General features: G+C 51.9%; 21 protein-coding genes and 2 tRNA genes. 17 read left to right on the top strand and 6 right to left on the bottom strand.

Annotation, left to right across the window (positions count from 1 at the left end):
- Positions 1–149: 149 nt before the first annotated feature.
- Positions 150–1,061 (top strand): drug/metabolite exporter YedA, encoded by a 912-nt coding sequence (yedA, locus tag HMPREF1144_RS09165; RefSeq protein ID WP_009652574.1) that lies wholly within the window; start codon positions 150–152, stop codon positions 1,059–1,061.
- Here yedA and HMPREF1144_RS09160 read toward each other — a convergent pair.
- The 4 genes from HMPREF1144_RS09160 to drpB are packed head-to-tail and all read right to left on the bottom strand — an operon-like array spanning position 1,036 to position 4,020.
- Positions 1,036–1,530: a very short patch repair endonuclease gene (locus HMPREF1144_RS09160; protein WP_004852225.1), complete on the bottom strand. Its 495-nt coding sequence runs from the start codon at positions 1,528–1,530 to the stop codon at positions 1,036–1,038. The two genes, yedA and HMPREF1144_RS09160, sit on opposite strands and share 26 nt — an antisense overlap.
- Complete coding sequence (locus HMPREF1144_RS09155) at positions 1,511–2,944, bottom strand: DNA cytosine methyltransferase (protein WP_042927358.1); 1,434 nt, start codon at positions 2,942–2,944, stop codon at positions 1,511–1,513. The genes HMPREF1144_RS09160 and HMPREF1144_RS09155 overlap by 20 nt, the downstream gene beginning before the upstream one ends.
- A 56-nt stretch (positions 2,945–3,000) precedes the next feature.
- Entirely contained in the window at positions 3,001–3,696 is a 696-nt protein-coding gene (locus HMPREF1144_RS09150; protein ID WP_009652570.1) for a phosphohydrolase, read from the bottom strand.
- Positions 3,697–3,738: 42 nt separating this feature from the next.
- Entirely contained in the window at positions 3,739–4,020 is a 282-nt protein-coding gene (gene drpB, locus HMPREF1144_RS09145; protein ID WP_004852229.1) for a cell division protein DrpB, read from the bottom strand.
- Positions 4,021–4,645: 625 nt separating this feature from the next.
- On the opposite strand from drpB, the gene HMPREF1144_RS09140 reads away from it, so the two are divergent.
- The 4 genes from HMPREF1144_RS09140 (at position 4,646) to HMPREF1144_RS09125 (ending at position 9,177) form a co-directional block, all read left to right on the top strand.
- Positions 4,646–5,701 carry a porin gene (locus HMPREF1144_RS09140; RefSeq protein WP_004852231.1) on the top strand — a complete coding sequence of 352 codons (1,056 nt, stop codon included), beginning with the start codon at positions 4,646–4,648 and terminating at the stop codon, positions 5,699–5,701.
- Between the two features lie 643 nt (positions 5,702–6,344).
- Complete coding sequence (locus HMPREF1144_RS09135; protein WP_009652568.1) at positions 6,345–6,734, top strand: GtrA family protein; 390 nt, start codon at positions 6,345–6,347, stop codon at positions 6,732–6,734.
- Positions 6,731–7,723, top strand: a complete 993-nt coding sequence (locus tag HMPREF1144_RS09130) for a glycosyltransferase family 2 protein (protein ID WP_009652567.1) — start codon at positions 6,731–6,733, stop codon at positions 7,721–7,723. The genes HMPREF1144_RS09135 and HMPREF1144_RS09130 overlap by 4 nt, the downstream gene beginning before the upstream one ends.
- Positions 7,720–9,177, top strand: coding sequence for a glucosyltransferase domain-containing protein (locus HMPREF1144_RS09125; RefSeq protein WP_004852238.1), 1,458 nt, complete (start codon positions 7,720–7,722; stop codon positions 9,175–9,177). Before HMPREF1144_RS09130 ends, HMPREF1144_RS09125 begins: the two co-directional genes overlap by 4 nt.
- Positions 9,178–9,611: 434 nt before the next feature.
- On the opposite strand, the gene HMPREF1144_RS09120 is transcribed toward HMPREF1144_RS09125, so the two are convergent.
- Positions 9,612–9,701: transfer RNA gene (locus tag HMPREF1144_RS09120), tRNA-Ser, on the bottom strand.
- 90 nt (positions 9,702–9,791) lie between these two features.
- Here HMPREF1144_RS09120 and mtfA point away from each other — a divergent pair.
- From mtfA to HMPREF1144_RS09060, 11 genes are all read left to right on the top strand, one after another.
- On the top strand, positions 9,792–10,592 hold the full coding sequence (gene mtfA, locus HMPREF1144_RS09115) for a DgsA anti-repressor MtfA (RefSeq protein WP_162557822.1): 801 nt from the start codon (positions 9,792–9,794) through the stop codon (positions 10,590–10,592).
- 100 nt (positions 10,593–10,692) lie between these two features.
- A tRNA-Asn gene (locus HMPREF1144_RS09110) sits at positions 10,693–10,768 on the top strand.
- 778 nt (positions 10,769–11,546) lie between these two features.
- Entirely contained in the window at positions 11,547–13,139 is a 1,593-nt protein-coding gene (locus HMPREF1144_RS09100) for an arylsulfatase (protein ID WP_004852242.1), read from the top strand.
- Between the two features lie 91 nt (positions 13,140–13,230).
- The gene (locus HMPREF1144_RS09095; protein WP_009652572.1) at positions 13,231–14,526 is read left to right on the top strand and encodes an anaerobic sulfatase maturase; all 1,296 of its coding nucleotides are present in this window, start codon (positions 13,231–13,233) and stop codon (positions 14,524–14,526) included.
- Positions 14,523–15,521 (top strand): AAA family ATPase, encoded by a 999-nt coding sequence (locus HMPREF1144_RS09090; protein ID WP_004852248.1) that lies wholly within the window; start codon positions 14,523–14,525, stop codon positions 15,519–15,521. The genes HMPREF1144_RS09095 and HMPREF1144_RS09090 overlap by 4 nt, the downstream gene beginning before the upstream one ends.
- Positions 15,521–16,426, top strand: a complete 906-nt coding sequence (locus HMPREF1144_RS09085; protein ID WP_009652565.1) for a DUF58 domain-containing protein — start codon at positions 15,521–15,523, stop codon at positions 16,424–16,426. The genes HMPREF1144_RS09090 and HMPREF1144_RS09085 overlap by 1 nt, the downstream gene beginning before the upstream one ends.
- Positions 16,427–16,867, top strand: a complete 441-nt coding sequence (locus HMPREF1144_RS09080) for a DUF4381 domain-containing protein (protein WP_009652576.1) — start codon at positions 16,427–16,429, stop codon at positions 16,865–16,867.
- Entirely contained in the window at positions 16,860–17,837 is a 978-nt protein-coding gene (locus HMPREF1144_RS09075) for a VWA domain-containing protein (RefSeq protein WP_009652580.1), read from the top strand. Before HMPREF1144_RS09080 ends, HMPREF1144_RS09075 begins: the two co-directional genes overlap by 8 nt.
- Positions 17,834–19,351 carry a vWA domain-containing protein gene (locus tag HMPREF1144_RS09070; RefSeq protein ID WP_009652562.1) on the top strand — a complete coding sequence of 506 codons (1,518 nt, stop codon included), beginning with the start codon at positions 17,834–17,836 and terminating at the stop codon, positions 19,349–19,351. The genes HMPREF1144_RS09075 and HMPREF1144_RS09070 overlap by 4 nt, the downstream gene beginning before the upstream one ends.
- Positions 19,348–20,361, top strand: coding sequence for a BatD family protein (locus tag HMPREF1144_RS09065; protein ID WP_004852257.1), 1,014 nt, complete (start codon positions 19,348–19,350; stop codon positions 20,359–20,361). Before HMPREF1144_RS09070 ends, HMPREF1144_RS09065 begins: the two co-directional genes overlap by 4 nt.
- Positions 20,358–21,359, top strand: coding sequence for an HAD family hydrolase (locus tag HMPREF1144_RS09060; protein ID WP_009652571.1), 1,002 nt, complete (start codon positions 20,358–20,360; stop codon positions 21,357–21,359). The genes HMPREF1144_RS09065 and HMPREF1144_RS09060 overlap by 4 nt, the downstream gene beginning before the upstream one ends.
- A gap of 10 nt (positions 21,360–21,369) precedes the next feature.
- Here the strand turns inward: HMPREF1144_RS09060 and HMPREF1144_RS09055 are convergent, their stop codons facing one another.
- Positions 21,370–23,001, bottom strand: a complete 1,632-nt coding sequence (locus tag HMPREF1144_RS09055; protein WP_042927347.1) for a mechanosensitive ion channel domain-containing protein — start codon at positions 22,999–23,001, stop codon at positions 21,370–21,372.
- A 705-nt stretch (positions 23,002–23,706) separates the two neighbouring features.
- Between HMPREF1144_RS09055 and HMPREF1144_RS09050 the strand changes: the two genes are divergently transcribed.
- The gene (locus HMPREF1144_RS09050; protein ID WP_004852267.1) at positions 23,707–24,804 is read left to right on the top strand and encodes a GGDEF domain-containing protein; all 1,098 of its coding nucleotides are present in this window, start codon (positions 23,707–23,709) and stop codon (positions 24,802–24,804) included.
- The last annotated feature ends 910 nt before the right edge of the window (positions 24,805–25,714 follow it).

The raw sequence follows: 25,714 nt of genomic DNA, 5'->3' as shown, positions 1-25,714 counted from the left end.
AAGTATGAAGCAAAAGCGCTTTTTCGCCCACCGGTGTCCATAGTCAACAAAAATTTAACCATAGCAGGCGAATTAAAGCACTCGCCAGCACGATAGTTTTCACGTTTACTATACGTCCCCTTTCTATCTCTGCACCGTCGTGAGGAAGTATGTCTACCCGTCAGCTGTTACCGCTCATCGGGGCGCTGTTTGCGCTGTATATCATCTGGGGTTCCACCTATTTCGCTATCGCCGTCGGCGTCGCCAGCTGGCCTCCGCTTATGATGGCTGGCGTGCGTTTTCTTTCCGCGGGCGCGGTGCTGACCGCCTGGCTACTGGCAACCGGTCATAAGCTCCCTGCGCGAAAGCCGCTGCTTAACGCGGCGCTGATTGGTGTGCTGCTGCTGGCGGTAGGTAATGGCTTTGTGACGCTCGCCGAACATCAGCACGTGCCTTCAGGCATTGCGGCGGTCATGGTCGCGACGGTGCCGCTATTCACCCTGTGTTTTAGCCGTTTTTTTGGTATTGCGACCCGTAAGCTTGAGTGGTTGGGTATCGCTATTGGCCTCGCGGGGATCGTACTGCTCAACAGCGGCGGCAACCTGAACGGTAACCCCTGGGGCGCGCTGCTGATACTTATCGGTTCAATGAGCTGGGCGTTTGGTTCCGTCTACGGCTCGCGAATCGAGCTACCAACGGGGATGATGGCGGGCGCCATTGAGATGCTGGCGGCAGGCGTCGTGCTGATGATTGCCTCCACGCTAACCGGAGAAAAATTAACCCAGATGCCGTCGTGGTCCGGTATTTTTGCCGTCGCCTATCTGGCTATCTTCGGTTCGCTTATCGCCATTAACGCATATATGTATTTGATTCGTAACGTAACACCGGCGGTAGCGACCAGCTATGCCTACGTAAACCCTGTGGTCGCCGTACTGCTGGGAACCGGTTTTGCCGGAGAAAGCTTATCTGCCGTAGAGTGGCTGGCGCTCGGGATTATCATCTTCGCGGTCATTCTGGTGACGCTCGGCAAATACCTGCTCCCGGCGCGTCGTGAAATTACATCCTGTAAGGCGGAGAAGTAACGTCCAGCACACCTATACCCTGAGTATCGATCTGCGCGCACGGACCACCGCCGCAGATCCACTCTTCCAGCCGTTCGCCCAGCTCGTCGTCGTTGAGCTTCTTTCGCCCGCGCAGCGCGCACTCCCAGACCACCAGCACCCGCCATCCCTGCTCCGCCAGCCGCCCGATATCCCGGCGATCGCGCGCCACGTTTTTGGCTATTTTATCCAGCCAGAACGCGGTTCTTGTGGCGGGAACCTTGAACAGATAGCAATCATGATGATGCCAGAAGCAGCCGTGGGTAAAGATAACGCACTGATAGTCCGCCATGACAAAATCCGGGCGGCCGGGCAGCGCGGCATCCTGTACGGTAAAAGAGAATCCGGCGCCCGCCAGTAGCCCAGCCAGCCGTTTCTCTATTGCCGTATCGCGAGTGCCTATCGCGCGCATGTTTTTACTGCGGGTGGCTTTATCGTGAACGTCGGCCATGGTTAATCTCTTCCTCACGCATGGCAACCGCTTGTTCAATACGCGGCGCCAGCAGCTTCGCCACCGCCGCAAATACCGGCACGACGACGGAATTACCAAACTGGCGATAGGCCTGGGTATCCGAGACCGGAATACGGAAGCGATATCCCTGCGGCGTCTCAAAACCCATAAGCCTCGCGCACTCGCGGGGCGTCAGCCTGCGCGGACGACGAAGCTGGTTTTCAGGGTCATCAAAATGCTTTTCGCCCAGAGGCCGATCCCAGCCCCGATCAATGAGGATTTCCGCGCCATCTTTGTAATAGCGGGCAGAGAGCGTTCGCGCCACGCTGTGCGGATTAGTTGGGTCGACAAGCCCGTAGCCAAAACCGTTCCCCCGCTCCTGGTGCTTACGCGCGTAGCGATAGAGATACTTCCACAGCACCCTGGTGAGGATAAATTTATCGTCAACCGCAGGCTCCAGCAGCTCACCAAAGGTTGGCCGGCGACTGGGATAGAGAGCGGCGATATCGCGCAGGGTAAATCCCTCATGCAGCTGGAGATCGCGCCGGAAACCCACCAGCACAATACGCTCCCGGTGCTGGGGTAAAAAATAACGCCCGTCGATGACTTTAGGGTCATCCGCCCCGGTATGCGCCGCGTCGGCAACCTCGTACCCCAGCTCATCCAGCGTCTGCATAATGATACGAAACGTCCGCCCCCGATCGTGACTCTTCAGGTTTTTGACGTTCTCCAGAACAAAAATCGGCGGCTGACGGGCGGCGATAATCCTGACCACGTCAAAAAACAGCGTCCCCTGCGTTTCGCAGGCAAAGCCGTGAGCGCGACCAAGGGCATTCTTCTTCGACACGCCGGCGAGAGAAAACGGCTGGCAGGGGAAGCCGGCCAGTAAAACGTCATGCTGCGGGATAGTCTGGCGTATATGCTGCGCGGCTTCTTCCTCGCTCACCCCAGGGAGATGGCTCAAAGTCACATCGCGGACATCTTCATTGAAACGATGCTGCTCAGGATCGCAGTACCAGTTGGCTTTATATGTGCGCACCGCATGTTTATTCCATTCGCTGGTAAACACGCATTGCCCGCCAATCGCTTCAAAACCGTGGCGAATACCGCCGATACCGGCAAAGAGATCGACGAAGCGGAACCCGTAATGCGGATGATGCGCCGGCGGCTGCGGCAGGAGCGTGAGCAGGTGGGCCTGCTCCTGGGGGGTTATACGTCCTGCCGCGCGCGCTACCGTCGCAACGCGCTTGAGGATAGCCGGGCTCCAGTGCTGCTCACCGACGGCAATTAACTGCGCAACCAGCGTTTTGACATCGTATATCGCCATTAGCTGACGCAAGAGCGCCTGCGCGTCTTCTCCGGTATGTTCAACCTTCAAAGACGGGGGATTTTCCTTGGATAAATTTTGCGCCATAACCTCAACCAGCCCGACTATTTTTGCAGAGGTTACCATAAATAGCGCAGCCAGTTTTATGCTAGTGGATCAAAGCGCTGCAAAACCTCAGCATCAAGTGCCATCGGCTCTCCGCGAAGCTCTGCGCTCAGCTTGGCCATAAACTGCACCAGAAAACGCGCATTGTGCACCGCCATTGCCCTGCCCTTTTCTGTCTGCATCGTTTTCGGTAAACGCAGCAGCTTGCACTGGAAGTGATCCAGCGCATACGTTTTATCATCCAATTCCCGCCGGTCAGCAAAGGGATCGCGGGCATCAAACAAGCTATTGTTCAGCGCGCCGGACACCGCAAATACGCGCGCCAGCCCTATCGCCCCCAGCGCCTCAAGGCGATCGGCATCCTGGACGATTTTCGCTTCTTCGCTTTGCGGAGCAACTGCCGCGCTAAAACTGTGGGCTTCAATCGCGTGTAAAACCGCCGCGTAGCGTTCCGGAGGGAAATCAGGAAAAGCAGACTGAAGGATAGCCAGCGTTTTTTCCGCAGCCATCGCGGAAGAACGGCTTCGCTCAGGATGGTTTTTCGCCAGACTGACAATGTCATGAAAGTAGCAGGCAGTGAGAATCACCAGGCGGTCGGCAGCGGTCTCTTCGGCCAACTGCTGCGCGGTAGCCCATACCCGGCGGAAATGTGAAATATCGTGAGCAGCATCTTCTTGCCCGTGATATTGGCTTAGCCAGGCTTCAAATCGTTGCTGCCAGTGATAAAGGTCCATGCGCGTTCCTTTGATATAAGGCCAGCAACGAGCATAGCAATTTTAATCGTGATGTTCATACATCTGCGGATTAGGACGCGTGTACCAGGCGATCGCTCCGAGAAGGGTCCCGACAATACCTAACACAAGAAAACCCAGCAGCGCGCCAATCCATTTTCCTGCCGTTGAGCCGAGCTCGCCGTCAATCGTCGCGCCGGGCACGCTTTCAATCTTCCCCACAACCCACCAGTAACGCGCCATCGCCCACAGGAAATAGCCGCAAAAGGCGTAAAATGCCCACAGCGCCAGTTTCCCGCCAGGACTTCTTTTCGCTTTATCTTCCATTCATTTGTTCTCCATCTACTTCACAACCCCTATCACCCACTGGTAAAAAATGTGATATCTGTCACATTATATAGCGAAAACGCCTGCAAAACAGCAGTTCCCTCTGTCACTGGTTCGATTTTGCGCACCGGTCTGGAGCACACCCCTATCGCCTGCTACATATAGTCGATGAATTCATTTCGTTTTTAAATAATACAAATTAATGAATATGACTGAATTTCCGAGACCATAGTTACACCTCCTTCCCGGCCTCAAATATCACATTCGCTCTCGCTCCTCGTTTTATCTTTACAGGGAGGCTGCGACAATCAGAGATTAGGAAATAAACATATAACATATAAATATGAGTTCGCGATACATAGAACACATGAAACTTATGGACAGCAAAAATTATACAAAACCAATCATAACCCAATGTTATTAAAAGACATAAATGCAATAAATAAATTTTCAAGAACCAATACAATTTAAATATAATGAATATAACAGAAACATTTTGTAATATTATATATAATTTGTTTACATTTTTAATTTAAAGAAAATTGAACTTCATCGATAGTATTTAATAGTCACCCCGGAAGGAATGACACAATTCATATTAATTATGATCAAAAGGGAATATATAATGAAAAGAAAAGTACTGGCAATTCTGGTTCCAGCTTTATTAGTTGCTGGCGCGGCTAATGCAGCAGAAATCTATAATAAGAACGGCAACAAACTGGATTTCTACGGCAAAATGGTTGGCGAACACATCATGACCCATGATGGCGGCAACAATAACTCTGACGATACCTCCTATGCGCGTTTCGGCGTCAAGGGCGAAACCCAGATTAGCAGTGAACTGACCGGTTATGGCCAGTTTGAATACAACATCAAAGCGGACAAACCGGAAGGCCAGCAGGGTAGCGCTACCCGTTTAGCATTCGCTGGTCTGAAATTCAGCGACTACGGTTCATTCGATTATGGTCGTAACTACGGCGTGGTTTATGACGCGGCGGGTTACACTGATATGCTCGTTGAGTGGGGTGGTGACGGTCTGGTTTACACCGATAACTTCATGACCGGCCGTACCAACGGCGTAGCAACCTACCGTAACACCGACTTCTTCGGCATGGTGGATGGCCTGAACTTTGCTCTGCAGTATCAGGGTAAAAACAACGATACCACCGCGAAAAAATCAAACGGCGACGGTTTTGGTTTCTCCGTTAACTATAACTTCGACGGTTTCGGTTTTGTTGGCGCCTACAGCAACTCTGACCGTACTGATGAACAAGCTGCGGACCGCAGAGGTGAAAAAGCTGAAGTCTGGAGCCTCGCAACGAAATATGATGCCAACAGCCTTTACGCCTCTGTCATGTACGGCGAGTCCCATAATATGACCCACATGGAACTTGGCGGTTTTGCTAATAAGACCCAAAACATTGAAGCGGTTGTTCAGTATCAGTTCGACTTTGGTCTCCGTCCGTCCCTGGGCTATGTCTACGCCAAAGGTAAAGATCTGAACGGCAAACGTGATGCCGATATCATGAACTACGTTGAACTGGGTACCTGGTACTACTTCAACAAAAACTTCAACGTTTACACCGCCTACAAATTCAACCTGGTCGATGACGAAGATTCTTACATCACCGGCGCATCAACTGACGATCAGTTTGCCGTGGGTATCACCTACCAGTTCTAAGATTGTATAACTAATCTAAAGCCCGCCTTGTGCGGGTTTTTTCGTTTTTACCAGCGGATCCTCACCCTGCATCGCGGGTATCGCTGCACGGAATAAAGATGAGGCGTTGCGATCTATTAACGATTGCTCATACAGTAAATCAGTAAGATGATAATGATAGCCCCATCGAGGCGCGATATCCTTTGTGGCGGGGGACGCTGGAAGAAAATTACGTCATGATGCAAATCATATAATTAACAATAAATACAGAAAACTCACAATATTTTCACTCCCCGCCCTCCCCCCTATTCGGGAGATTTAAACTGTTTTTCTGCGTAAGCCAAGCAACGTCCGCGCATAAATATCGTTACCGTAACAGTAGACACGTTAATAACGCAGCTCTGCCAGGTATGACCGCACCATAACTCCCCCCTCCCATAGCTTTCCGGCTCGCGGCCATTCGGCATTATCATATCCATACAAACTCGGCCAGAGAAGCGTAAAACAATACCCGCCGAGGAATATGTCTACTGCAACAGTAAGTCTGGTTGACACCGAACACGAGTTGGCGTCAAATACTTATATTCCAGGAGCTTATTTGCTTATATCGACCGTGCACTTAATCTCTTAACCGCCCCTTTACAAAATTGATGTAAATCAATAAATGATTAATCACACCTTGAAAAAAAACACATCCAGAGAAGCGGTCAGGTACATTATCGTTGGCCTGGCAAATACAGCAATGACGGCAGTTGTTATATTTGGCCTGATGCATGCCGGCGTGGGTATCTACCCTTCAAATGCAACAGGTTATGTCGTTGGCATTATTTTCAGTTTTGTTATGAATGCGAAGTTCACTTTCTCAACGACATTGAGCCCCCTGAGATTTATCAAATTCGTATCAACATGCGCCTTTTGTTACATTTTAAATTTAATAGCAATGAAAGTTTTTTTCATCGTTATACCTGATGCTATCTATACTGCACAAGTTGTAGGTATGATTATTTACACAACAGCTGGTTTTATTATAAACAAATACTGGTCAATGAAATGAAAGAAATTAATACAAACCACACGAGGAGCAAAATACCCTCATTAGCAATCGTGGTGCCTTGTTATAATGAAAAAGAGGCCTTTCCATATTGCCTGGAAGGGCTTGCCACTGTATTAAAAAATCTCCATGCAAAAGCAAAAATCGCTCGCAACAGCTATATCCTTTTTGTCGATGATGGCAGTAAAGACAACACCTGGGAACAAATCAAATCCACATCACAGGAAAAGTCGTTTGTCCGCGGGCTGAAATTATCAAGGAACCGGGGCCATCAGATCGCCCTGCTGGCGGGGTTGGCAAACGCAGATACTGACGTTACAGTAAGTATTGATGCAGACTTACAGGATGATATAGGTTGCATTGAGAAAATGATAGACAAATATAATGAAGGGTTTGAGATTGTTTATGGCGTACGCGACAACAGGAGTAGTGACTCAGTATTCAAAAGAGCAACAGCCAATAAATTCTATTCCCTGATGTCAGGGCTGGGTGTCAATCAGGTTCCTAACCATGCGGACTTCAGGCTTCTTAGCCGGACAGCATTAACAGCATTAAAAGATTTTAAAGAACAAAATTTATATTTAAGGGGGCTAATTCCGCTGTTGGGCTATAAGTCTACCCGCGTTTATTATAGCAGAGATGAAAGGGTTGCAGGCGAATCAAAATACCCCTTAAAAAAGATGGTTGCACTGGCGTTAGAAGGCATAACGTCTCTGACAATTACCCCATTACGTATGATCGCCGCTGCTGGGGTTACTACATGCCTTCTATCTTCACTAGCTGCAATCTATGCCTTCATTGAGAAGATCCTCGGAAATACCGTTGCGGGTTGGACATCTGTAATGATTGCGATTTTTTTCCTTGGCGGTGTCCAGATGCTTTCTTTGGGGATAATTGGCGAATACGTTGGAAAAATATACATGGAATCTAAAAACCGGCCAAAATATTTTATCGAAGAGGTAGCAAAATACGAAATGAGAGGCGAGCAATGAACACTAAGGACGAATGGATGACGCCTTACACTAAAAAAGTTATTGCAATGCTTTACCTCGCAGCCATTTTCTTAGTTTATAGCCCAACGATTATATTTAGCTATGCATTTTCAGATGACTGGTCGACACTTTCCGATATTTTTTCAGGGAAAGGCTCTCCGTTTCAATGGGATATGCAATCCGGCAGACCCTTGTATGCCGTTGCCAGACGACTTGCCTTTACGCTAGTTCACAATATCGATGACCTTGCCTATCTTAGATTTTTTACCGTAATATCGGTATTTGTGTTGTGTTTTTTCCTTTTTTCATTTATAGAAAAAAGAAACATATTCGAGCGTAAGATAACAACAATCGTATTCCCTTTATTAATATGCCTGACGCCCGCAGTACAGGTTTATAACTCCTGGGCGACATGTTTCCCTTTCGTACTATCTATACTCCTTGCCGGAATAAGTTATGCGACATTAAAACCCACCAATAAGAAAACGACATTTATAAGATTTGCAGCATCCATCATTATTTTATGGTTTGCATTTGCCATATATCAACCAACGGCGATGGCATTTTTATTTTTCGTCATGCTTGATAACTGCCTGAAAAAAGACAAGCCATTCTCTATCAACATTGTTTTAATCAGTGGCGCAGTTTTATTTATCGGCATGCTTGGTAGCCTGCTATTTTCAAAATTTGTACCTGTATGGTTATACGGCAGTTCAATTGCACGTGCCGAGTTAACCAATAATCCACTTGAGAAGTTACAATGGTTTATAAAAGAACCTTTGATTAACGCTATCAATAACTTTAATATAACTCCCGGCACCTTTTTCACAACGCTCTCATTAATAATTTGCGTAATAGGTTTACTTTCAATAATAAAAGGCAAATCAGGCCCTATTAAGGTTCTCATGTTTATAATCATGGGGATTGGCGCCTACTCTCCAAACTTGTTAGTCAGGGAAAACTGGGCTGCATATAGATCACTGATAGCACTGGAATTCTTCACATGCGCTCTTATTATTATTGGGTTAGATGCATTGACAAGCAAACTCAACATAGCAAAAAAAGCGCTACCCACATTGACGGTATTCGCGATGATCGCTGCATCATACAATATCTTCAATGGTTTCATTATCCCACAAAAATCGGAGTTAAACGCATTAGCCAGCGCACTTTCCTACAAGGTGGGGAAAACATTTACAGGGGATGTTCTTTTTGATATTCAAGATCCCGCCTATAATGCCTTTACTAAAACACAACGTTATGACGAGTTTGGCAATATTTCCCTTGCGGCTCCCTGGGCTATTAAGGGGATGGCCGAGCAAATCTTAATCAGCAAGTCAATGCATTTCAGGCTTCCAGAAAATGTTATTCTGACGGCAAAGGAGCAATGCACCACTGATTGCATCATTATAAAAACGGGCGATGCGATGAGAAGTGCAACCTCCAACTATTGAAACATTTTATCCCCCGCATGCAGGAATATGATCCCGCGCCAGATCCGCGCGGGAAAGTTTTTATCCCGGTAGCTCAGACCAGGGTCATAAGTTTCTCTATCGCCTCATAGCGCTCGATAGTCAACCGTACATCCAGTGCTTTCCTGAGTTCGCTTTTATCCGTCAATCCTCCAGTAATCCATCCTTACAGAATCCGTGTGCAACACATGCAGTTCAACCGTTTTGTTATCAGGGATACGAGACGGGCTAAGCTATTGTAAAGAGTGTGAGATTGTGAACTAAAGAGGATAAAAGTGGATGCCCAACAAGAGGCAACATGGTAAAAAAGACTATATTAGAGGCGAGAAAGCAAAGCGATAGAAAGAAATTTTAATGCAGGGATTCATGCAGGTAAAATCAAAAGCGCTTTGCGACTGGTTGATTTTGTTGAATAGTGGCGGAGAGAGGGGGATTTGAACCCCCGGTAGAGTTGCCCCTACTCCGGTTTTCGAGACCGGTCCGTTCAGCCGCTCCGGCATCTCTCCGCTGTTGAGGTTGCTATAATGCCAGGTTCTTTGGCATTTTAATAGTTCCTGTCTCTTTAATTCAGTTCAAGTGACGACTTTGCGAGCAATATGATGTTTAAATGGCCCTGGAAAGTAGATGAAGAGTCCGGCAGCGCGGAAATCCCCTGGGAAAAGGCGCTTGCCATCCCTGTGTTAGCCAACCTCTCCGACCATGAGCAGCAGCAGCTGGCGCAAATGGCATCCCGCTTTTTGCAACAGAAGCGTCTGGTTGCATTACAGGGGCTTGAGCTCACTCCCCTACAGAGCGCTCGTATCGCGCTCCTGTTTTGCCTGCCGGTGCTCGAACTGGGTATCGAGTGGTTAGATGGTTTTCACGAGGTGCTTATCTACCCTGCCCCGTTCGTTGTCGACGACGAATGGGAAGATGATATCGGCCTGGTGCATAGCCAGAGAATCGTGCAATCAGGGCAAAGCTGGCAGCAAGGGCCCATTGTTCTAAACTGGCTGGACATTCAGGACTCCTTCGATGCTTCCGGTTTCAATCTGATAATTCACGAAGTGGCGCATAAGCTGGATACCCGCAATGGCGATCGCGCAAGCGGCGTGCCGTTTATCCCCCTGCGCGAGGTGGCAGGCTGGGAACACGATCTCCATGCCGCCATGAACAATATTCAGGATGAGATCGATCTGGTCGGTGAAAGCGCAGCCAGTATTGACGCCTACGCGGCCACCGATCCTGGCGAATGTTTTGCCGTACTCTCTGAGTACTTCTTCAGCGCACCAGAGCTGTTCGCCCCGCGTTTTCCCGCACTTTGGCAGCGTTTTTGCCTTTTCTATCGCCAGGATCCGCTGGAGAGATTACGTGAGAATACCCCGCCGGATGACGGCGAAAGCCCGGCAGTACACTAAAACACCGACCTGCACTAAATTTAGCCATTTGAATCAGTAAGTTAAATTTAGTGTTGACACAAAAATCCGAGACCAGTAGTATTCGCCTCGTTCACACGATTCCTCTGTAGTTCAGTCGGTAGAACGGCGGACTGTTAATCCGTATGTCACTGGTTCGAGTCCAGTCAGAGGAGCCAAATTTCAAAAGCCCGCTTAAGGAAACTTAAGCGGGCTTTTTGCTTTTGCTGTCTGTCCCGAGATACGGGCATGCGCTACCGTTAATATCTCAACGAAGATATCAACTCAGCATAACCGGCTTGAGCGCAACCTGTGGTAGCCCATTAAGCACGTTAGCGACTTTTTCACCTTGTCTCCGCCTCTCACATAAAAATAGCAACGCCAGGCATCTATCCCCGCTAACGCTGTACGCAACGTCCCTGCAGGAGATAAAAACTTTCTCCAAGAAGCCATCACACTGAACAACTAACAAATTAATAAACTCACGCGCCAGAGATAAGCATATTAAAGCCATAACATGGTATACGCTGGAGAGAAATAAAGCTAAAAGCGAACAGGCATCATTGTATAACAATACGTCATCATAACTGTCTTTATAGTTTACCAGATCTGATATAAGCCAGACTATCAACATCAGGAGTTCTGGCTTTCCCACCTGGCAACATAAAACATGCTAAGGGCTACCGCTTCGACAAGGTGAAGGTCTTCGTCCCTCGACCCCATACTGGAAAATTAAAATATCAAATTTATTAATAAATAAATGAGCATTCGCTTTGATCTACGAAAACCCATACCCTAAAAAACACAATCTTCAGCAATTTAAGCTACGAGTTCAGATATCTAAAGTAGGACTTTGCCATTTGCCTACCCGCAGCAAGTCATTTTATTGATATTTTAAATTGCAGAATCGAAGCCATGTCTATAATTAAATCGCTTTCCAAAAACGGAGCTAACCCCATGCAAAATATAGTGCCTTTCAAAAGGACAATGCTCGCCAGCCTGTTAACCTTAGCAGCCAGCGCAGCGTCCAGTGCATATGCAGCACCAGCTACCACCACCGCACCAGAGAATGCGCCAAAACAAAACACCTCTAAACCGAATATTGTCGTTATTTTTGGTGATGATATTGGTTACTGGAACCTGAGCACTTATAACCAGGGCACCATGGGGTATAAAACGCCGAATATTGATAGTATTGCCGCAGAAGGAGCTAAGTTTACCTCCTATTATGCTGAGCAAAGCTCAACTGCTGGTCGTTCTGCATTTATTACCGGCCAGATGCCGTTTCGTACCGGGATGAGTAAAGTCGGTATGCCTGGTGCGCCGCAGGGTCTGCAAAAAGAAGACATTACGATTGCCACCGCGCTTAAACAGCTCGGTTATGCCACCGGCCAGTTTGGTAAAAACCACCTTGGCGATCGCGATGAGTTCCTGCCTACCGCACACGGTTTTGATGAGTTTCTCGGCAACCTGTACCACCTGAACGCTGAAGAAGAACCGGAGAACCCGGACTATCCGAAAGACCCGGCTTTCCGTAAAGAATTTGGCCCACGCGGCGTGATTAAGAGCACCGCTGACGGCAAGATTGAAGATACCGGTCCGCTGACCGTGAAACGTATGGGTACGGTTGACGAAGAGACGCTTGCCGCCAACAACGACTTTATGGAACGTCAGGTAAAAGCCGGTAAGCCATTCTTTACCTGGTTTAACACCACCCGTATGCACAATAAAACCCACCTGAAAGATGGCAGCATCGGAAAAACCGGTCTGGGGACGTATGCCGACGGTATGGTTGAACACGATGCCATGATTGGTGAAGTGCTGAAGAAGATTAAAGACCTCGGCATCGAAGACAACACCATTCTCGTTTACACCACCGATAACGGCCCAATGACCGCCACCTGGCCTGATGCGGGCGAAACGCCGTTCCGCGGTGAGAAAAACACCGGCTGGGAAGGCGGCTTCCGCGTACCGGCGATGATTCGCTGGCCGGGGCATATTAAGCCGGGGACAATCGTTGACGGCATGTTCGCTAGCTACGACTGGTTCCCAACGCTGGTCGCGGCCGCCGGGGACGCTAACATCAAAGATGAACTGCTGAAAGGCTATAAGACGACCTCGATGACCTACAAGGTACATCTGGATGGTTATAACCAGCTCGACTTCCTGCAGGGTAAAGGCGACAACCAGCGTAAAGAATTCTTCTACTGGAGTGATGACGGCGACCTGCTGGCCATGCGCTATGGCCGCTGGAAAGCGCACTTTATGATCCAGGAGCACACCGGTCTGGATCTGTGGAAATATCCGTTCACCAAACTGCGTACGCCAATGATCTTCGATCTGGAGATCGATCCGCTGGAGAAAGGCAGCGACGGTATGGGCTACAACTCATGGTTCTACGATCGTCTGTTCCTGATGGGCGGCGCGCAGAAGTATGCCAAAGAGATGCTGGCCACCTTCAAAGAGTTCCCGCCGCGTCAAAAACCGGGTTCGTTCACCATTTCCGATGCTTCAGCCATGCTTGAGCAGGGTTCCGGTATTAATAAATAACGCCACCCCGGACAGGTTGCTAAAGCAGCCTGTCCGCTTTGGATGATAAAAATCAGTTCACCTTTTTGTTATCACTTCTCAGGGGCATACGATGAAGTACAGCACAACACTACCCGTTACCGCGTTACCCTCTGCCGAGAAATATAACGGCAAAGGCCCTGAATATAAGCGCCGCTTCCACGTGATGGCCAAGCCTACCGGCTCGACCTGTAACCTTGACTGTTCCTACTGTTTCTATCTGCACAAAGAAGATCTGCTGCACCAGGACAGGCATACCGGCATGAGCGATGAGACGCTCGAACAGTTTGTTCGCCAGTATATTGAAGGGCAAGACGGTGAGCAGGTGGTCTTCTCCTGGCAGGGCGGCGAACCGACCCTGATGGGGCTCGAATTTTTCGAAAAAGTGGTTAAGTTTCAAAAGCAGTACCAAAAATCCGGCCAGCGCATCGAGAACGACTTACAAACAAATGGTGTCTTGCTGAACGATAAATGGGCTGAATTCCTCAAAAAACATCATTTTCTGGTGGGTCTGTCGATTGATGGCCCGCGGGAACTTCATGACCGCTACCGCGTCACGCGTAGCGGCAAACCGACCTTTGATAAGGTGATGGCCGGGGTTGAGGCGCTTAAGCGTCACGGCGTACCGTTTAACGCCCTGGTGACCGTCAACCGCACCAATGCCCGCTACCCGCTTGAAGTCTATCGCTTTATGACCCAGGAACTGGGCGCGTCCTACGTACAGTTTAACCCGTGCGTGGAACCGGTTGATTTTAAACAGACCGCCCCGCAGTTCTGGCGCGATGACACCATTCCGCTGACCGGTAGCCGCCGCGCTCACCCCGGCGATCTCGACTCTGTCGTGACCGATTGGTCGGTTGACCCGGATGACTGGGGCCGCTTCCTGATTGCGGTGTTCGAGGAGTGGGTTAACAACGATTTAGGCCGCGTTCAGGTCAATCTGTTTGAAACGGCGGTGGCGCAAACGCTGGGCATGCCCGCGCAAATCTGCACCCACTCCGAATTCTGCGGCAAAGGGCTGGCGATTGAAAAAAACGGTGATATCTACTCCTGCGACCACTATGTTTACCCGGAATACCAGATAGGCAATATCGCTAATACGCCACTGTCACATCTGGCGTTCTCCGAGCGGCAGAAAGCCTTTGGCATGGGCAAGCGCGATACGCTGCCGAAATATTGCCAGGCCTGCCCGTATTTAAAAATGTGCTGGGGCGAGCGTCCGAAAAACCGCATCGTGCGCGCGCCGGACGGCGAAGCGGGTCTCAACTATCTGTGCCCGGGCATCAAAGCCTTCTTCAACTACGCCGAGCCGATGCTGGTGGGATTAGCCACCTTAATCAAACGTGACTATTCAGGATTAAAACGATGATGCAGCGCGAGAAGCTATTAGAACTTGAGCAGAAAATGAACCAGCAGGTGCTGGGCCAGGAAGAGCTGGTGCGCATGTTGATAATCGCCCTGCTCTGCGACGGTCACGTTCTGCTGGAAGGGCTACCGGGGCTGGCGAAGACCCGCGCCGTGCGCGAACTCGCCCGCCACGTGGAGGGCGATTACCGCCGCATTCAGTTCACTCCCGACCTGCTGCCTTCTGATATCACCGGCAGCGAAATATATCAGCAAAATGCCACTCGCGAAGAAGACCAATTTAAATTCCGTCCCGGCCCGGTGTTTGGCAACCTGATTCTGGCCGATGAAATCAACCGCGCCTCCGCCCGCGTTCAGTCTGCCCTGCTGGAAGCGATGGAAGAACGCCATGTGACCGTGGCGGGCAAAACCTGGCCGCTGCCGGGGGTGTTTATGGTTCTCGCCACGCAAAACCCGGTAGATCAGGAAGGCACCTGGCCCCTGCCGGAAGCCCAGCTTGACCGCTTCCTGATGAAAGTGCAGGTCGGCTATCCCTCTAAAGAGAACGAACAGAAGGTGATGCAGCTGGTTCGCGGCGAGCAGCAGCAAAAATACCAGCTGTTGAGCCAAAATCAGCCGAGCGCCCCCGCCGACACCCTGATGCTGACGCAACAGGAGATCGCCGGGTGCTGGCAGGCGATTGCCCATATTCACGTCGCGCCGACCGTTGAAAACTATATCGTCAATCTGGTGGATCTCAGCCGCCACCCTGAAAACGTCAGCGATACGCTGGCAAGCTATCTGACCTTTGGGATAAGCCCACGCGGTACGCTGGCGCTGGAGCGCTGCGGTCGCGCCCAGGCGTGGCTGGAAGGCCGGGACGCGGTTTTGCCGGAAGACATCAAAAAGATAGCCCCTGCGGTGCTGCGTCACCGTCTGATGCTGAGCTACCAGGCCAACGCCGACAACTGCACCCCGGACGATGCGGTGCAAATGCTGCTCGACGCGGTGGTGGCGTAATGAGCGATGCCGTCCGCGTCTCGCGTGATAGCCTGCTAAAACTGGCGGCGCAGGCGCGTTCTATTATCAATCCGCCAGGGCAAATTCCGCCGAGCGCACTGGCCGGGGAGCGCATATCGCGGCAGCAAGGTCGCGGGCTTAATTTTGACAGTCTGCGCCGCTACCAGCCCGGTGATGACGTTCGCCTGATGGACTGGCAGGCCACCGCGCGTATGCGTACGCCATGGATCCGCCTGTACAATGAAGAAAAAGAGCGGCCGGTCTTTTTGCTTGTCGATCAGCGTCGGGATATGTTTTTTTCTACCCGCGTGCAGACCAAATCGGTGGCGGCGGCAAAAATTGCCGCGCTGCTGGCATGGCGCAGCTGGCATGACGGTGACCGTCTGGGCGGCGCGGTGTTTGGTGACAAAGACTACGCGCTGCGCGCCTGTCGCCCGCCGAATGCGACCCTGCCCCACTTTCTGGACGACATCGTCGAGTATAACCACGCCGTCGCCGACGCCTATCCTCATGAAGCACCAAATCCGCTGTCGCTGGCCGATATGCTGCGCTACAGCCTGCCGCTGATCTCTACCGGGAGCTGGGTTGCGGTGATTAGCGATTTTCACGATCTGGATAACCAGTGCGATGCCCTGCTGGCCGCACTGCGCCGCCGGGGGGAGATCAGCGCCTTTGTGACGCTCGACGATCTCCATCTGCGGCTGCCGACCCACGGCCAGCTTGCCGCGCGGTACGAAGGCCTGGAGGCAACCTTCTCCCTTTCCCCCTCCCGCCGCGACGAGATCGTGCACAGCGTCACCGCCCGGCTGGCGCAGCAGGAGACGCGTCTTGCCAGGATTGGCGTGCGGGTCAATCAAATCGTGGTCACCCGCGATCTCCTGCGACAGCTACAGCGAGGTGTCTGAATGCTGGAGAAAGGTTTTACCGTCCCCAATCTGGCGGAGCCGGCGCTGCCCGGTTCGCCCTCCTGGTTTCCACTGCCGCCGGGCTGGATTGTGCTCGGCATCCTGGTTCTGCTTGCCGGGCTGACCGTCGCCCTGTTTCGCTATGCCCGCTGGCGGCGGAATGTCTGGCGTCGCCAGGCGTTAAGCGCCCTGTCTCAGTCGCATACCGCCGATAGCTGGCTGCTGCTGATTAAACGCATTTTGCTGGTTCATCACCCGCGCGAAGCGATAAGCGCCGCGTCTAACCCGACGCAATGGCTGCAACAGATACCGCTGGACGATGCGCTGCGCGAACAGCTTAGCCTGCACTATTGCCAGCGTGAAAACCAGTTGAATGACGACGATAACGCGCGTCTGCGTACGCAGTTACATGCATGGATAGAGCGATTACCCTATGTCTGAATATCTCTCACGCGTGGATTTTGTCTGGCCCTGGGTCTGGCTGCTGCTGCTGCTGCCGTTGGTGGGCCGCTTTTTTATGGCTAAAGCGCGGCCGCTAAAGGAGTACGTGCGCGTGCCGTTTTTACCTGCGCTTATCCACGAGATCCAGCCCAACAGCCAGCCTGTGCGCAGCGGTAAGCTTGCCGCCGTGGCGTTCTGGCTGGTGTGGGGGCTGCTGGTTTGCGCCATGGCGCGTCCGGAATGGCTTACCCCGCCGCAGCATATTGAAAAACCGATGCGTAACATCATGCTGATTTTAGACGTCTCTGGCTCGATGGCGAAAAACGATGTCGCCGGGGGCAGTACCCGTCTGGAAGCGGTACAGGCCTCGGTGAAAAAATTTGTCGCCGCCCGCCAGTCCGACCGGATTGGGCTGGTGATTTTTGCTAACGGCGCATGGCCCTTCGCGCCAATTAGCGAAGATAAACAGGCGCTGGAAACCCGTATCAACCAGCTTTCTCCGGGCATGGTGGGGCAGCAGACCGCGATTGGCGACGCGCTGGGAGTCACGGTCAAACTGTTCGATTCCGCGCAAAACGCCGACGCCAGTAAGCTGGCGATTATTCTCACCGACGGCAATGATACCGCTTCACAGCTGACGCCGCGTCTTGCCGCCAAACTGGCCGCCGCGCATCACGTACAGGTGCACACCATCGCTTTTGGCGACGTGAACAGCACCGGGGACGATAAAGTCGACCTGCCGCTGCTCGCCGAAATCGCGCAGATGACCGGTGGACACGCGTGGACTGCCGAAAGCAGCGGCGCGTCGCTGGACGCCGTGTGGCAGGAAATTGATGCTATCACGCCGGTGCTGGTTAAAAGTATCGGCTGGTCCTGGCGTGAACCGCTGTTTGGCTGGCCGCTTGCCGCCGCGCTGTTGCTGCTGCTGGCGTTCGCCCTTTATCGCGTACTCAGGGAGGAAAGCGCATGAGCGACTTCCACTTTTTACACCCCTGGTTTTTAGTGCTGTTACCGCTGTGCCTCGCGCTGTGGTGGCTGCCGTCCGCCGGACGCAGCGCCTGGGTACGTATGATGGATAAGCCGCTTGCCCGTGCGCTTATCGTCAATCAACCGCGAAAAATAACCCGCGTGCTGCCGTGGATGATGATGACCGGGATTATCGGCCTCGCCGGTCCTGCCTGGCAGCGTCAGCTTCCCGCGGCGTTAACCCCGCAAAGTAATGTGATGGTGGTGTTGCAGCAGGATAACGCCATGCTGGCAAGCGATCTGGCGCCAGACCGTCACCAGCGGATGCAAAGTAAAATCCTGTCGCTGATGGCGCAGATGCCCGGCACCCGCTTTGGCCTGGTGGTGTATCAGTCCGGCGCGTGGCTCACTACCCCGCTGACCGTCGATCAGGATTTTTACGCTCTGTTCCTGCATGCCCAGTCCCCCGCCCTGCTTCCGGCAGGTGAAGGATCAGGGCTACAGGCGGCCCTGACCCTGGCGATGAAAAATATGCCCTCGCCGCCGCGCAGCATCATTCTGGTGGCGGATAATATCGATGAGCGCGATGCGCGCTGGCTGACAAAACAGTCGCTACCGCTGCAAATCTGGGTTCCCGGCACCGCCCACGGCGGGACGCTGCCGGAGAAGTATGCCAGTCTCGGCACCGATACCCGGCTTAACGTCGCGCGCTTTGAGCAGATCCGCGATGGCGGTATTCCGGTCACCCTGGTGACGTCGGACGACAGCGATTTTTCGGCCATCCGCAGCCATATACAGCAGTCCGTCAGCGCGCAAAACAACGCGCGCATCGATCTGCACTGGCGCAACAGCGGCTGGCTGGCGGTCATTCCAATTCTGATCATCGTACTGCTGTGGCGACGTCAGCTTTTTTGCTGGCTGCTTATCGCGCCGCTGTTGATGTGGCAGCCCGCCGGGCACGCCGCGTCATGGCTGGATGCGTGGGTCAGCCCCGATATTCAAGGGCAGCAGGCGTTCGCGCGCGGGGATTACACTACCGCCGCGCAGCATTTTACCGACCCGCTGCGGCAGGGGATCGCCTGGTATCGGGCGGAGAACTACCCCGCCGCCACCGCCGCTTTCCATCAGGCGGAACAAACGCCGGAAGTGCTGCTGTGGACCGGTAACAGCTACGCGCAGCAAAAGCAGTGGCAGCAGGCGCTCAACAGCTACGACCGGGCGCTCAGCCTGCGGCCTGACTGGCAGCTGGCGCAGGGCAACCGGGCGAAGATTGCCGCCATCATCATGCAGCTGCGGCAAAAAGAGCGCGACCGCCTGTCGGCGCAGGGCGAGGAGCAGGACGATAAACCGGATGAGATCAAACACGATCTCAAACCCGAGGAAGGCGTTGAGCAAAAAGATATTCAGCCGCAGGCCGGTGGCAACCCGCAGGTGAACCAGTGGTATGAAAATCTCAGCGTTTCCCCTTCCGGCCTGCTGGAAAACCTCTATCGCACCCAGTCAGGAGATCAACAATGAAGCTGCTGTGGTTATTACTGATTGCCACGTTGCCCTGTCAGGCGGCCATGACGGTTTCGCGCGAGCTTATCGCGCCAGAGCACGTAGCTCCCGGTCAGCCGGTGCGCATAGCTGTGACCTTCTGGACCGATAGCTGGTTCAACCCGCCGCCGCAGTGGCCTGATTTCCCTGTTGAAAATGGCGCATTGTTGACCACCACCGAACCCAATCAGCTGCTCACCCGTCATGAGGGCGGCACCAGCTGGAGCGGCATTCGTATGGAACGTCAGGTATCGGCCTGGGATCAGGGGCATCTGCATATTCCAGCCTTTGAACTGACGCTTACCGGAGCCGGACAGGCGCCGGTGACGGTGAAACTGCCGGCGTTAGATAAGGCGGTAAGCTGGCCTGACGATGTACAACAGCCGGACCATTTCCTGCCCGCCGCCAGCCTGGCGTTGAGCCAGAAAATCAATCTCTTCCACAGCAGCGATGATGGACAATTGCGCGCCGGAGACGTGATTGAGCGTGTGGTAACGGTGGTCGCCGACGACGCCGTTGCAACGCAGATCCCGCCGCTGCTGTACGCCATTCCCGGCACGCACACCCAACGCTTATCGCCGCAAAATACCCTGGTGACGGCAGGTCGCGGCGATATCCACGGCGCCCAGCGCGTCGAAACGCTGCGCTATCTGCCGGTGGAAGCCGGTACCGTGACCCTCCCGCCGATAAAATTACGCTGGTGGGATACCACCCATCAGCAGTGGCAAACCGCCGAACTGCCGGGCAGTAAGTACAAGATTGCCCCGGCGCCGAACGCGGGCGCGGAAGCGGCGCTCAAAGGCCAGGCACCAACCTCGTGGGGTCTGCTGTCACTGTGGATCGCAGTGCTGGCCGCGACGGTCGCGCTGCTATTTTTGTTTCGCCGTTCGCTGTCGCAAAGCGCCCGGTATGTTTATCACCAATGGCACCGTTTCTGGCACCCCACGTCGCTGCCGGGTCTGGTCCCTGAAAAAAGGAGTTCCCGATGAAGCGTACGTTGATCGGTATGTTATTAGTGAGCCTGTGCGGCGGCGCTGCAGCAGCACCGCTTTCCGCCTGGAACGATACGCCGGCTAAACAGGCTATAGAAACCTGGGTGCACGATGCCACCGATGCCAACAACCACGCTTTTATTCCGCCGGAAAAGCGCTATGTGGTGTTTGATAACGACGGCACCCTGTGGCCGGAAGCGCCGATAACCTTCCAGATCCAGTTCGTACTGGATGAAGTCAAGCGTCTTGCCCCTGAACATCCTGAATGGCAAAACGATCCGCTGGTCAGCGCGGTGCTGAAAAACGATCTGAAAACGGTGGCGGCCGCGGGCGAAAAAGGCTTGCTCAAGCTGCTGGCTTTTACCCACAGCGATATCACCACCGACGAGTTTAACAAGCGCGTCGCCAGCTGGATCGATACGCACAAAGACGCGCGGTTTGGCTGCCAGTATAACCAAATGGGCTATCAGCCTATGCGTCAGCTGCTGGACTACCTGCGTGAAAATGGCTTTAAGACGTGGATTATCTCCGGCGGCGGCATCGATTTTATGCGTGTGCTCTCTGAGAAGATGTACGGCATTCCGCCGGAACAGGTCGTCGGCTCGTTCGCGCTGGGTGAGTTCTCGTTGACCAAAGATGGCTCACAAATACGCAAAACCATGCAGGGTGCTTTTAATGACGATGCGGCGAATAAACCGGTGGCGATTCATCTGTTTATGGGCCAGCGCCCGGTGGCGGCTTTTGGCAACAGCGATGGCGATCTGGCAATGATGCAGTACACCGCCAGCAACCCTGATTACAAAACCTTCGGGCTACTGGTGCACCATACCGACGCGGCGCGTGAATACGCTTACGACAGCCATCCACCGGCCAGCGGTAAACTGGTTGAAGGCTTAAAAGTGGCCAAAGAGAAAGGCTGGGTGGTGGTCGATATACAAAAAGACTGGAAAACGGTATTTGACCCGGCGCAGTGCCCGGCGAAAACGGCGCAGTAGTCTCTCGGGTTTACCCTTCACTCGGCGGCTGCGCAGGGGCGGTAAACCATTTTTCTTTGGGCACCATTACCGGCTCATCAGGCTGTAAGACAAAGTTTGGCGACATAATTTGCACGTTAAATTCATTAAACACGTCCTGAATCAGGCCGTGTATTTCGGTGCGAGCCCCGGCCAGCATACCGTCCCCCTGACTGTTCGGCGCCAGCGGCAGCAGTCTAACCTGCAGCTCGTAGGAGGTGTACCAGTCCATCAATGCCAGCTGGCGCACCCGTGGCAAGACGGACTGATCGACACACTTCGCCCGCCGCGCCGCCAGTTCCAGCATGCTGTGCACCTGCCGCCAGGGCGCGTCATAGCCAATTGTCACGTTGAACGTGAGGTTGACGCTGCCATCGGGATGCTCCACGCTAAGGTTGGTGATTTTACCGCTAACCACCACCGCATTGGGTAGCGTAATGACGTAGTTTTCCCGGGTGACAATCTTTGTCGCCAGCATGCCCACCTCCGTCACCCGCCCTTCGTTTTCCGCAATGCCTATCACATCACCTTTACGCAGCGCCCGGGAGTAGATCAGCACCAGGCCGCTCATGGCGTGATTCATCACGCCCGCGGACCCCAGCGTGAGCATCAGGCCAAAAAAAACGCTGATACCTTTAAATGCCAGTGAGTTAGCCCCCGGCAGAAAGGGATACGCGGCTGACAGTGCAAAAAGCCAGACGATAACCGCAATGAGCTTGCGCGTGGCCCCCACCGTTTCAGGGTGCAGACCGGGAATATATAAGCGCCCCGCGGCGACCTGGTTCAGGACAACTTTGAGGATTTTCAGGATGACGAAGGTCATCACAAAGATAATGAGCACCACCAGTAGCCCCGGCAGCGCCGAGATGATGGAGTAAGCAATCTGGCTGACGATGCGAATTGACCAGTCGCCCAGCGACTCCCCCCAGACGCGCGTCCAGGGAAACAGGCTGAAGGCCCAGCGGAGCAAAACATATGTCGCGGTGATACCCAGCAGTAGCATTAGTAGCGCGTACAGGCGGCTTTCAACCTCACCTAAAAAGCGTCGCCAGGTTTGGGGAATAAGCCCTTTATTATCGATTATTTTGCGCCGATAAACACGACGCACCCAGCGCCAGGAGCGGTACTGTAAGAACCAAAACGCCAATAACGCCACCACGCCAATCGCGGTTTTCAGCGCGGAAAGCGCCAGGCTGCGGCGATCGTATTGGTCACGTAACGCCGTACGCTGGGCTTCCAGGCGGATTAAAACGCGCTGAGCCGCCTGGTCAAGAGTGAGATCATCGCCTTCGTCGAGATCCGCCTCCACCAGCAGCATAACCGGTTTACCGTTCATAACGATCAGCCGTCCCTGCTGGTTATAGCGAGTCACTGGCGCAATTATCAGGGGTTTTGCCACATCTTCACGACTAAAAGAACGTAGGGTATTACGAATCCGTAATACCCGCTCCTCGGGCGTGGTCAAGCCAAATTTCGCCTGAAGCATCACTATCGGCTGGTGGAAAACATAAACCGTTCGGGCCCGCTCTTGTGCTGAAGGTGCCTGACGTGGCTCCGCAGCCTGTAAAGGATAAGCCATCAAAACAAAAAACCACAGCACTACCCGGGAAATTGCCCTGTTCATGACCTTCACCTACAGAAAGATTTATTGTTTTATGCTACAACAACCCGACACTTTTTCGCCTTTTTGAGCTTAGACCAGTGCGGCATGAATTCAAGAACAGGTCCCTTTTTTGCGTTTCAGATACGCAACCTGGAAATTCAATAATATATCTCTGCCAATATTTATTATCCGCATTTCACGATTTGCCTTAACCCGAAAGCTCCGTCAGCAGACTGACAGACGGCGATTGACCTGGTTTGATAAAGTCCTCGTTAAACGATGTCCTCTTTCGTTTTAAAGGCAAGGGACTCCGTCATTGCCAGTAAAGCAGGATGGCGTGAGTTTTATAATAAAAATATGTTTATTATTGGATTTCAACAACGAACAAGATTCGCCATCCGGGCCATAACTGGTTATATTTATACCCAAAATAATTTGCGTTGCTTACAGGAGACAAGGGAGTGACAAATTCGTCGGCAACGAATTTGACCAGCCGAAAGCTGGCCTCCGGTGAGAGGCCGGAACCTCTCATTAGTCCCCTGCAGCACAGATAACGATGTGGCTGGGGTGAACGACAAACCGGTCTGGAACAGATTTGAACGCCGTATCCCGGCGGCCCGGCAGGGCGAGGCTCCTGGATGAGCCGAGTAACTAAGCCAACGCACAGGCAACGTGACGTATGACGGATATCTACATTACTTTCTTACGCGCCACCGAGATCAGCTCATGATTAACACGACGACTGAAAACCATAAAAACCTGGATATTGTTAATTCATGGAACCTGGTCTGGTTTCTGAGCCTTAACATCGTTTTTTGCTTGTGGTTGATTTTGAACAATTTTATCCATACTCCGAATGACTTTTATCGGGAGATGATGAATATGCTATGCGTAGCGACCACGCTTTTTTCAGCGCTGGGATTTACGTTAAGGGCGTTGATCTCCAGAAAATATCTCGCCAGGCTGCTACCGACATACGCGTTACTACAAGGTATCCTCTGGGGAGCCATGTTCTATCTGATGGTCAAACATTACAATAACCCCTCATTAACGCTTTCATTGCTCATCAGCACGCTGTTACCCGCCACCATCTCATTTTATATCTCCGGAACTGTATTGTTATTGTTTAGCGTACCGATAAGCATCGCCATGCTGTTAAGCGAAATCACCGCTTATGAAAAATTTAACTTTCTGCAACTGTCTGGCTCTGTCATTATTTTTATTATCGTCATCACTGCTCGCTACATATTGCTTGAATGGTACACCCGAACTCAACAAAGTGAATATGCCAAGAATCTCCTCATTAAAAAACTCACCCACCTTGCCCATCGTGACGCCTTAACCGGATTATTAAATAAAAGCAGCCTGTTAACCCATTTTGAGGAACAGGCACAACTATTGCCGCATTCAGGCGGTAATTTATTTATGATTATAATGGATATTGACTATTTCAAACAATATAACGATTTATATGGGCATATTGCCGGTGATGAATGTTTATTAAGCGTTGCAAAATGCATCAGCCAGTCTTTACGTAAAACATCCGACACAGCGTTTCGCTTTGGCGGAGAAGAGTTTGTCGTATTGACTCATTGCAATGAGATGGCTGAAGCCGTGATGATTGCAGAACGCATTCGAACCAATATTCAAAAAGCGAAGATCCCGCATCGGGGCTCTCAACTTTCGCCCTGGCTCAGCGCCAGTTTTGGCGTTGCTCAATGGGTGAAGGGTTATTCATTTGCCGTACTGGCAGAAAAAGCCGATAAGGAGCTCTACAAAGCAAAACAGGCCGGACGTAACCAGGTTTCTTCAGCAAAAAGGTGATCCCGTCACGACAAAAGGTGCCCTGCTAATGCCAGCACATCATTTCAGCGCTCATCTCCCTGTTTCAACCAACGGCGCGTTTAGCGTTAGCAAAAATACCTTCACGCACGGTTTTAAGTATTTAATCACTGCAATTGAATAAGCAGCCTCTCTCAAATTGAGTTCACCAATGACCTAAGTCATATACAAGGGGTCACTGATGTAGCGTCCCCGCAGCGTGCCAGACAGGAAGTCATTAGTATATATGTGCATGCTCACAACATACATTGCAAAATAACTTTACCTTTTGACGGTAAGCCCGAAAAATATTTAATTTTAAACTAATTGAATTTGCATGCACAATGCTTAGCGTGATAATTAATATATCTCACTCATAACTCAGGTAGCATAATGCGAAAGCTCCATCAAATTATACTCTCGGGCGTAGTTGCCCCCTGCAAAACATCGCCTCCGGGCATTTTACGCAAACTTCATGTAATACAGATCCCCGTCATCTACAATAAGCACCCGCGGTCACCGGTAGACTCTACGAGCTATACCTTACTACATTATAAAAATAAGTCCCTGCTCAAAAAAATATATCGCCGGCTAAAAAAAGAACACCTGCAAAAAAGTCATATCGACGAACTGGTCGATACCCAAAGCCAGACCTATCAGGCATACTGTTCTTTAGTCAGGCTTTACAAGATAAACGTAATAAACAATCGTTATCTGAAAGAGAGAAATATTTCAGGACTGCATACGCTGAGCGAAATGCTGAATACGATCATTGAAGACTAAAAAAAGCCTCCTTATGGGAATTTAAGGAGGCTTTTTTAGTCACATATCTCTGGCAGCGCCGGTACGATAGCGATAGGCGGGTAATGACTCCAACTTATTGATAGTGTTTTATGGTCAGATAATGCCCGAT

The organism is Klebsiella sp. OBRC7 (genome assembly GCF_000293135.1).
Lineage (GTDB): Bacteria > Pseudomonadota > Gammaproteobacteria > Enterobacterales > Enterobacteriaceae > Klebsiella > Klebsiella michiganensis.
The sequence above is the reverse complement of the archived record's forward strand: the minus strand, read 5'-3'. Positions and strand labels throughout refer to the sequence as shown.

What these genes read in the sequence shown, in the direction of transcription:
- HMPREF1144_RS09125 (WP_004852238.1), top strand. Translation starts at nt 7,720, where the DNA reads ATGAACACTAAGGACGAATGGATGACGCCTTACACTAAAAAAGTTATT.
- HMPREF1144_RS09100 (WP_004852242.1), top strand. Translation starts at nt 11,547, where the DNA reads ATGCAAAATATAGTGCCTTTCAAAAGGACAATGCTCGCCAGCCTGTTA.
- mtfA (WP_162557822.1), top strand. Translation starts at nt 9,792, where the DNA reads ATGATGTTTAAATGGCCCTGGAAAGTAGATGAAGAGTCCGGCAGCGCG.
- HMPREF1144_RS09135 (WP_009652568.1), top strand. Translation starts at nt 6,345, where the DNA reads ATGATTAATCACACCTTGAAAAAAAACACATCCAGAGAAGCGGTCAGG.
- HMPREF1144_RS09055 (WP_042927347.1), bottom strand. Translation starts at nt 23,001, where the DNA reads ATGAACAGGGCAATTTCCCGGGTAGTGCTGTGGTTTTTTGTTTTGATG.
- HMPREF1144_RS09090 (WP_004852248.1), top strand. Translation starts at nt 14,523, where the DNA reads ATGATGCAGCGCGAGAAGCTATTAGAACTTGAGCAGAAAATGAACCAG.
- HMPREF1144_RS09150 (WP_009652570.1), bottom strand. Translation starts at nt 3,696, where the DNA reads ATGGACCTTTATCACTGGCAGCAACGATTTGAAGCCTGGCTAAGCCAA.
- HMPREF1144_RS09060 (WP_009652571.1), top strand. Translation starts at nt 20,358, where the DNA reads ATGAAGCGTACGTTGATCGGTATGTTATTAGTGAGCCTGTGCGGCGGC.
- HMPREF1144_RS09080 (WP_009652576.1), top strand. Translation starts at nt 16,427, where the DNA reads ATGCTGGAGAAAGGTTTTACCGTCCCCAATCTGGCGGAGCCGGCGCTG.
- HMPREF1144_RS09070 (WP_009652562.1), top strand. Translation starts at nt 17,834, where the DNA reads ATGAGCGACTTCCACTTTTTACACCCCTGGTTTTTAGTGCTGTTACCG.
- HMPREF1144_RS09065 (WP_004852257.1), top strand. Translation starts at nt 19,348, where the DNA reads ATGAAGCTGCTGTGGTTATTACTGATTGCCACGTTGCCCTGTCAGGCG.
- HMPREF1144_RS09050 (WP_004852267.1), top strand. Translation starts at nt 23,707, where the DNA reads ATGATTAACACGACGACTGAAAACCATAAAAACCTGGATATTGTTAAT.
- HMPREF1144_RS09155 (WP_042927358.1), bottom strand. Translation starts at nt 2,944, where the DNA reads ATGGCGCAAAATTTATCCAAGGAAAATCCCCCGTCTTTGAAGGTTGAA.
- HMPREF1144_RS09075 (WP_009652580.1), top strand. Translation starts at nt 16,860, where the DNA reads ATGTCTGAATATCTCTCACGCGTGGATTTTGTCTGGCCCTGGGTCTGG.
- HMPREF1144_RS09085 (WP_009652565.1), top strand. Translation starts at nt 15,521, where the DNA reads ATGAGCGATGCCGTCCGCGTCTCGCGTGATAGCCTGCTAAAACTGGCG.
- HMPREF1144_RS09160 (WP_004852225.1), bottom strand. Translation starts at nt 1,530, where the DNA reads ATGGCCGACGTTCACGATAAAGCCACCCGCAGTAAAAACATGCGCGCG.
- drpB (WP_004852229.1), bottom strand. Translation starts at nt 4,020, where the DNA reads ATGGAAGATAAAGCGAAAAGAAGTCCTGGCGGGAAACTGGCGCTGTGG.
- HMPREF1144_RS09140 (WP_004852231.1), top strand. Translation starts at nt 4,646, where the DNA reads ATGAAAAGAAAAGTACTGGCAATTCTGGTTCCAGCTTTATTAGTTGCT.
- yedA (WP_009652574.1), top strand. Translation starts at nt 150, where the DNA reads ATGTCTACCCGTCAGCTGTTACCGCTCATCGGGGCGCTGTTTGCGCTG.
- HMPREF1144_RS09095 (WP_009652572.1), top strand. Translation starts at nt 13,231, where the DNA reads ATGAAGTACAGCACAACACTACCCGTTACCGCGTTACCCTCTGCCGAG.
- HMPREF1144_RS09130 (WP_009652567.1), top strand. Translation starts at nt 6,731, where the DNA reads ATGAAAGAAATTAATACAAACCACACGAGGAGCAAAATACCCTCATTA.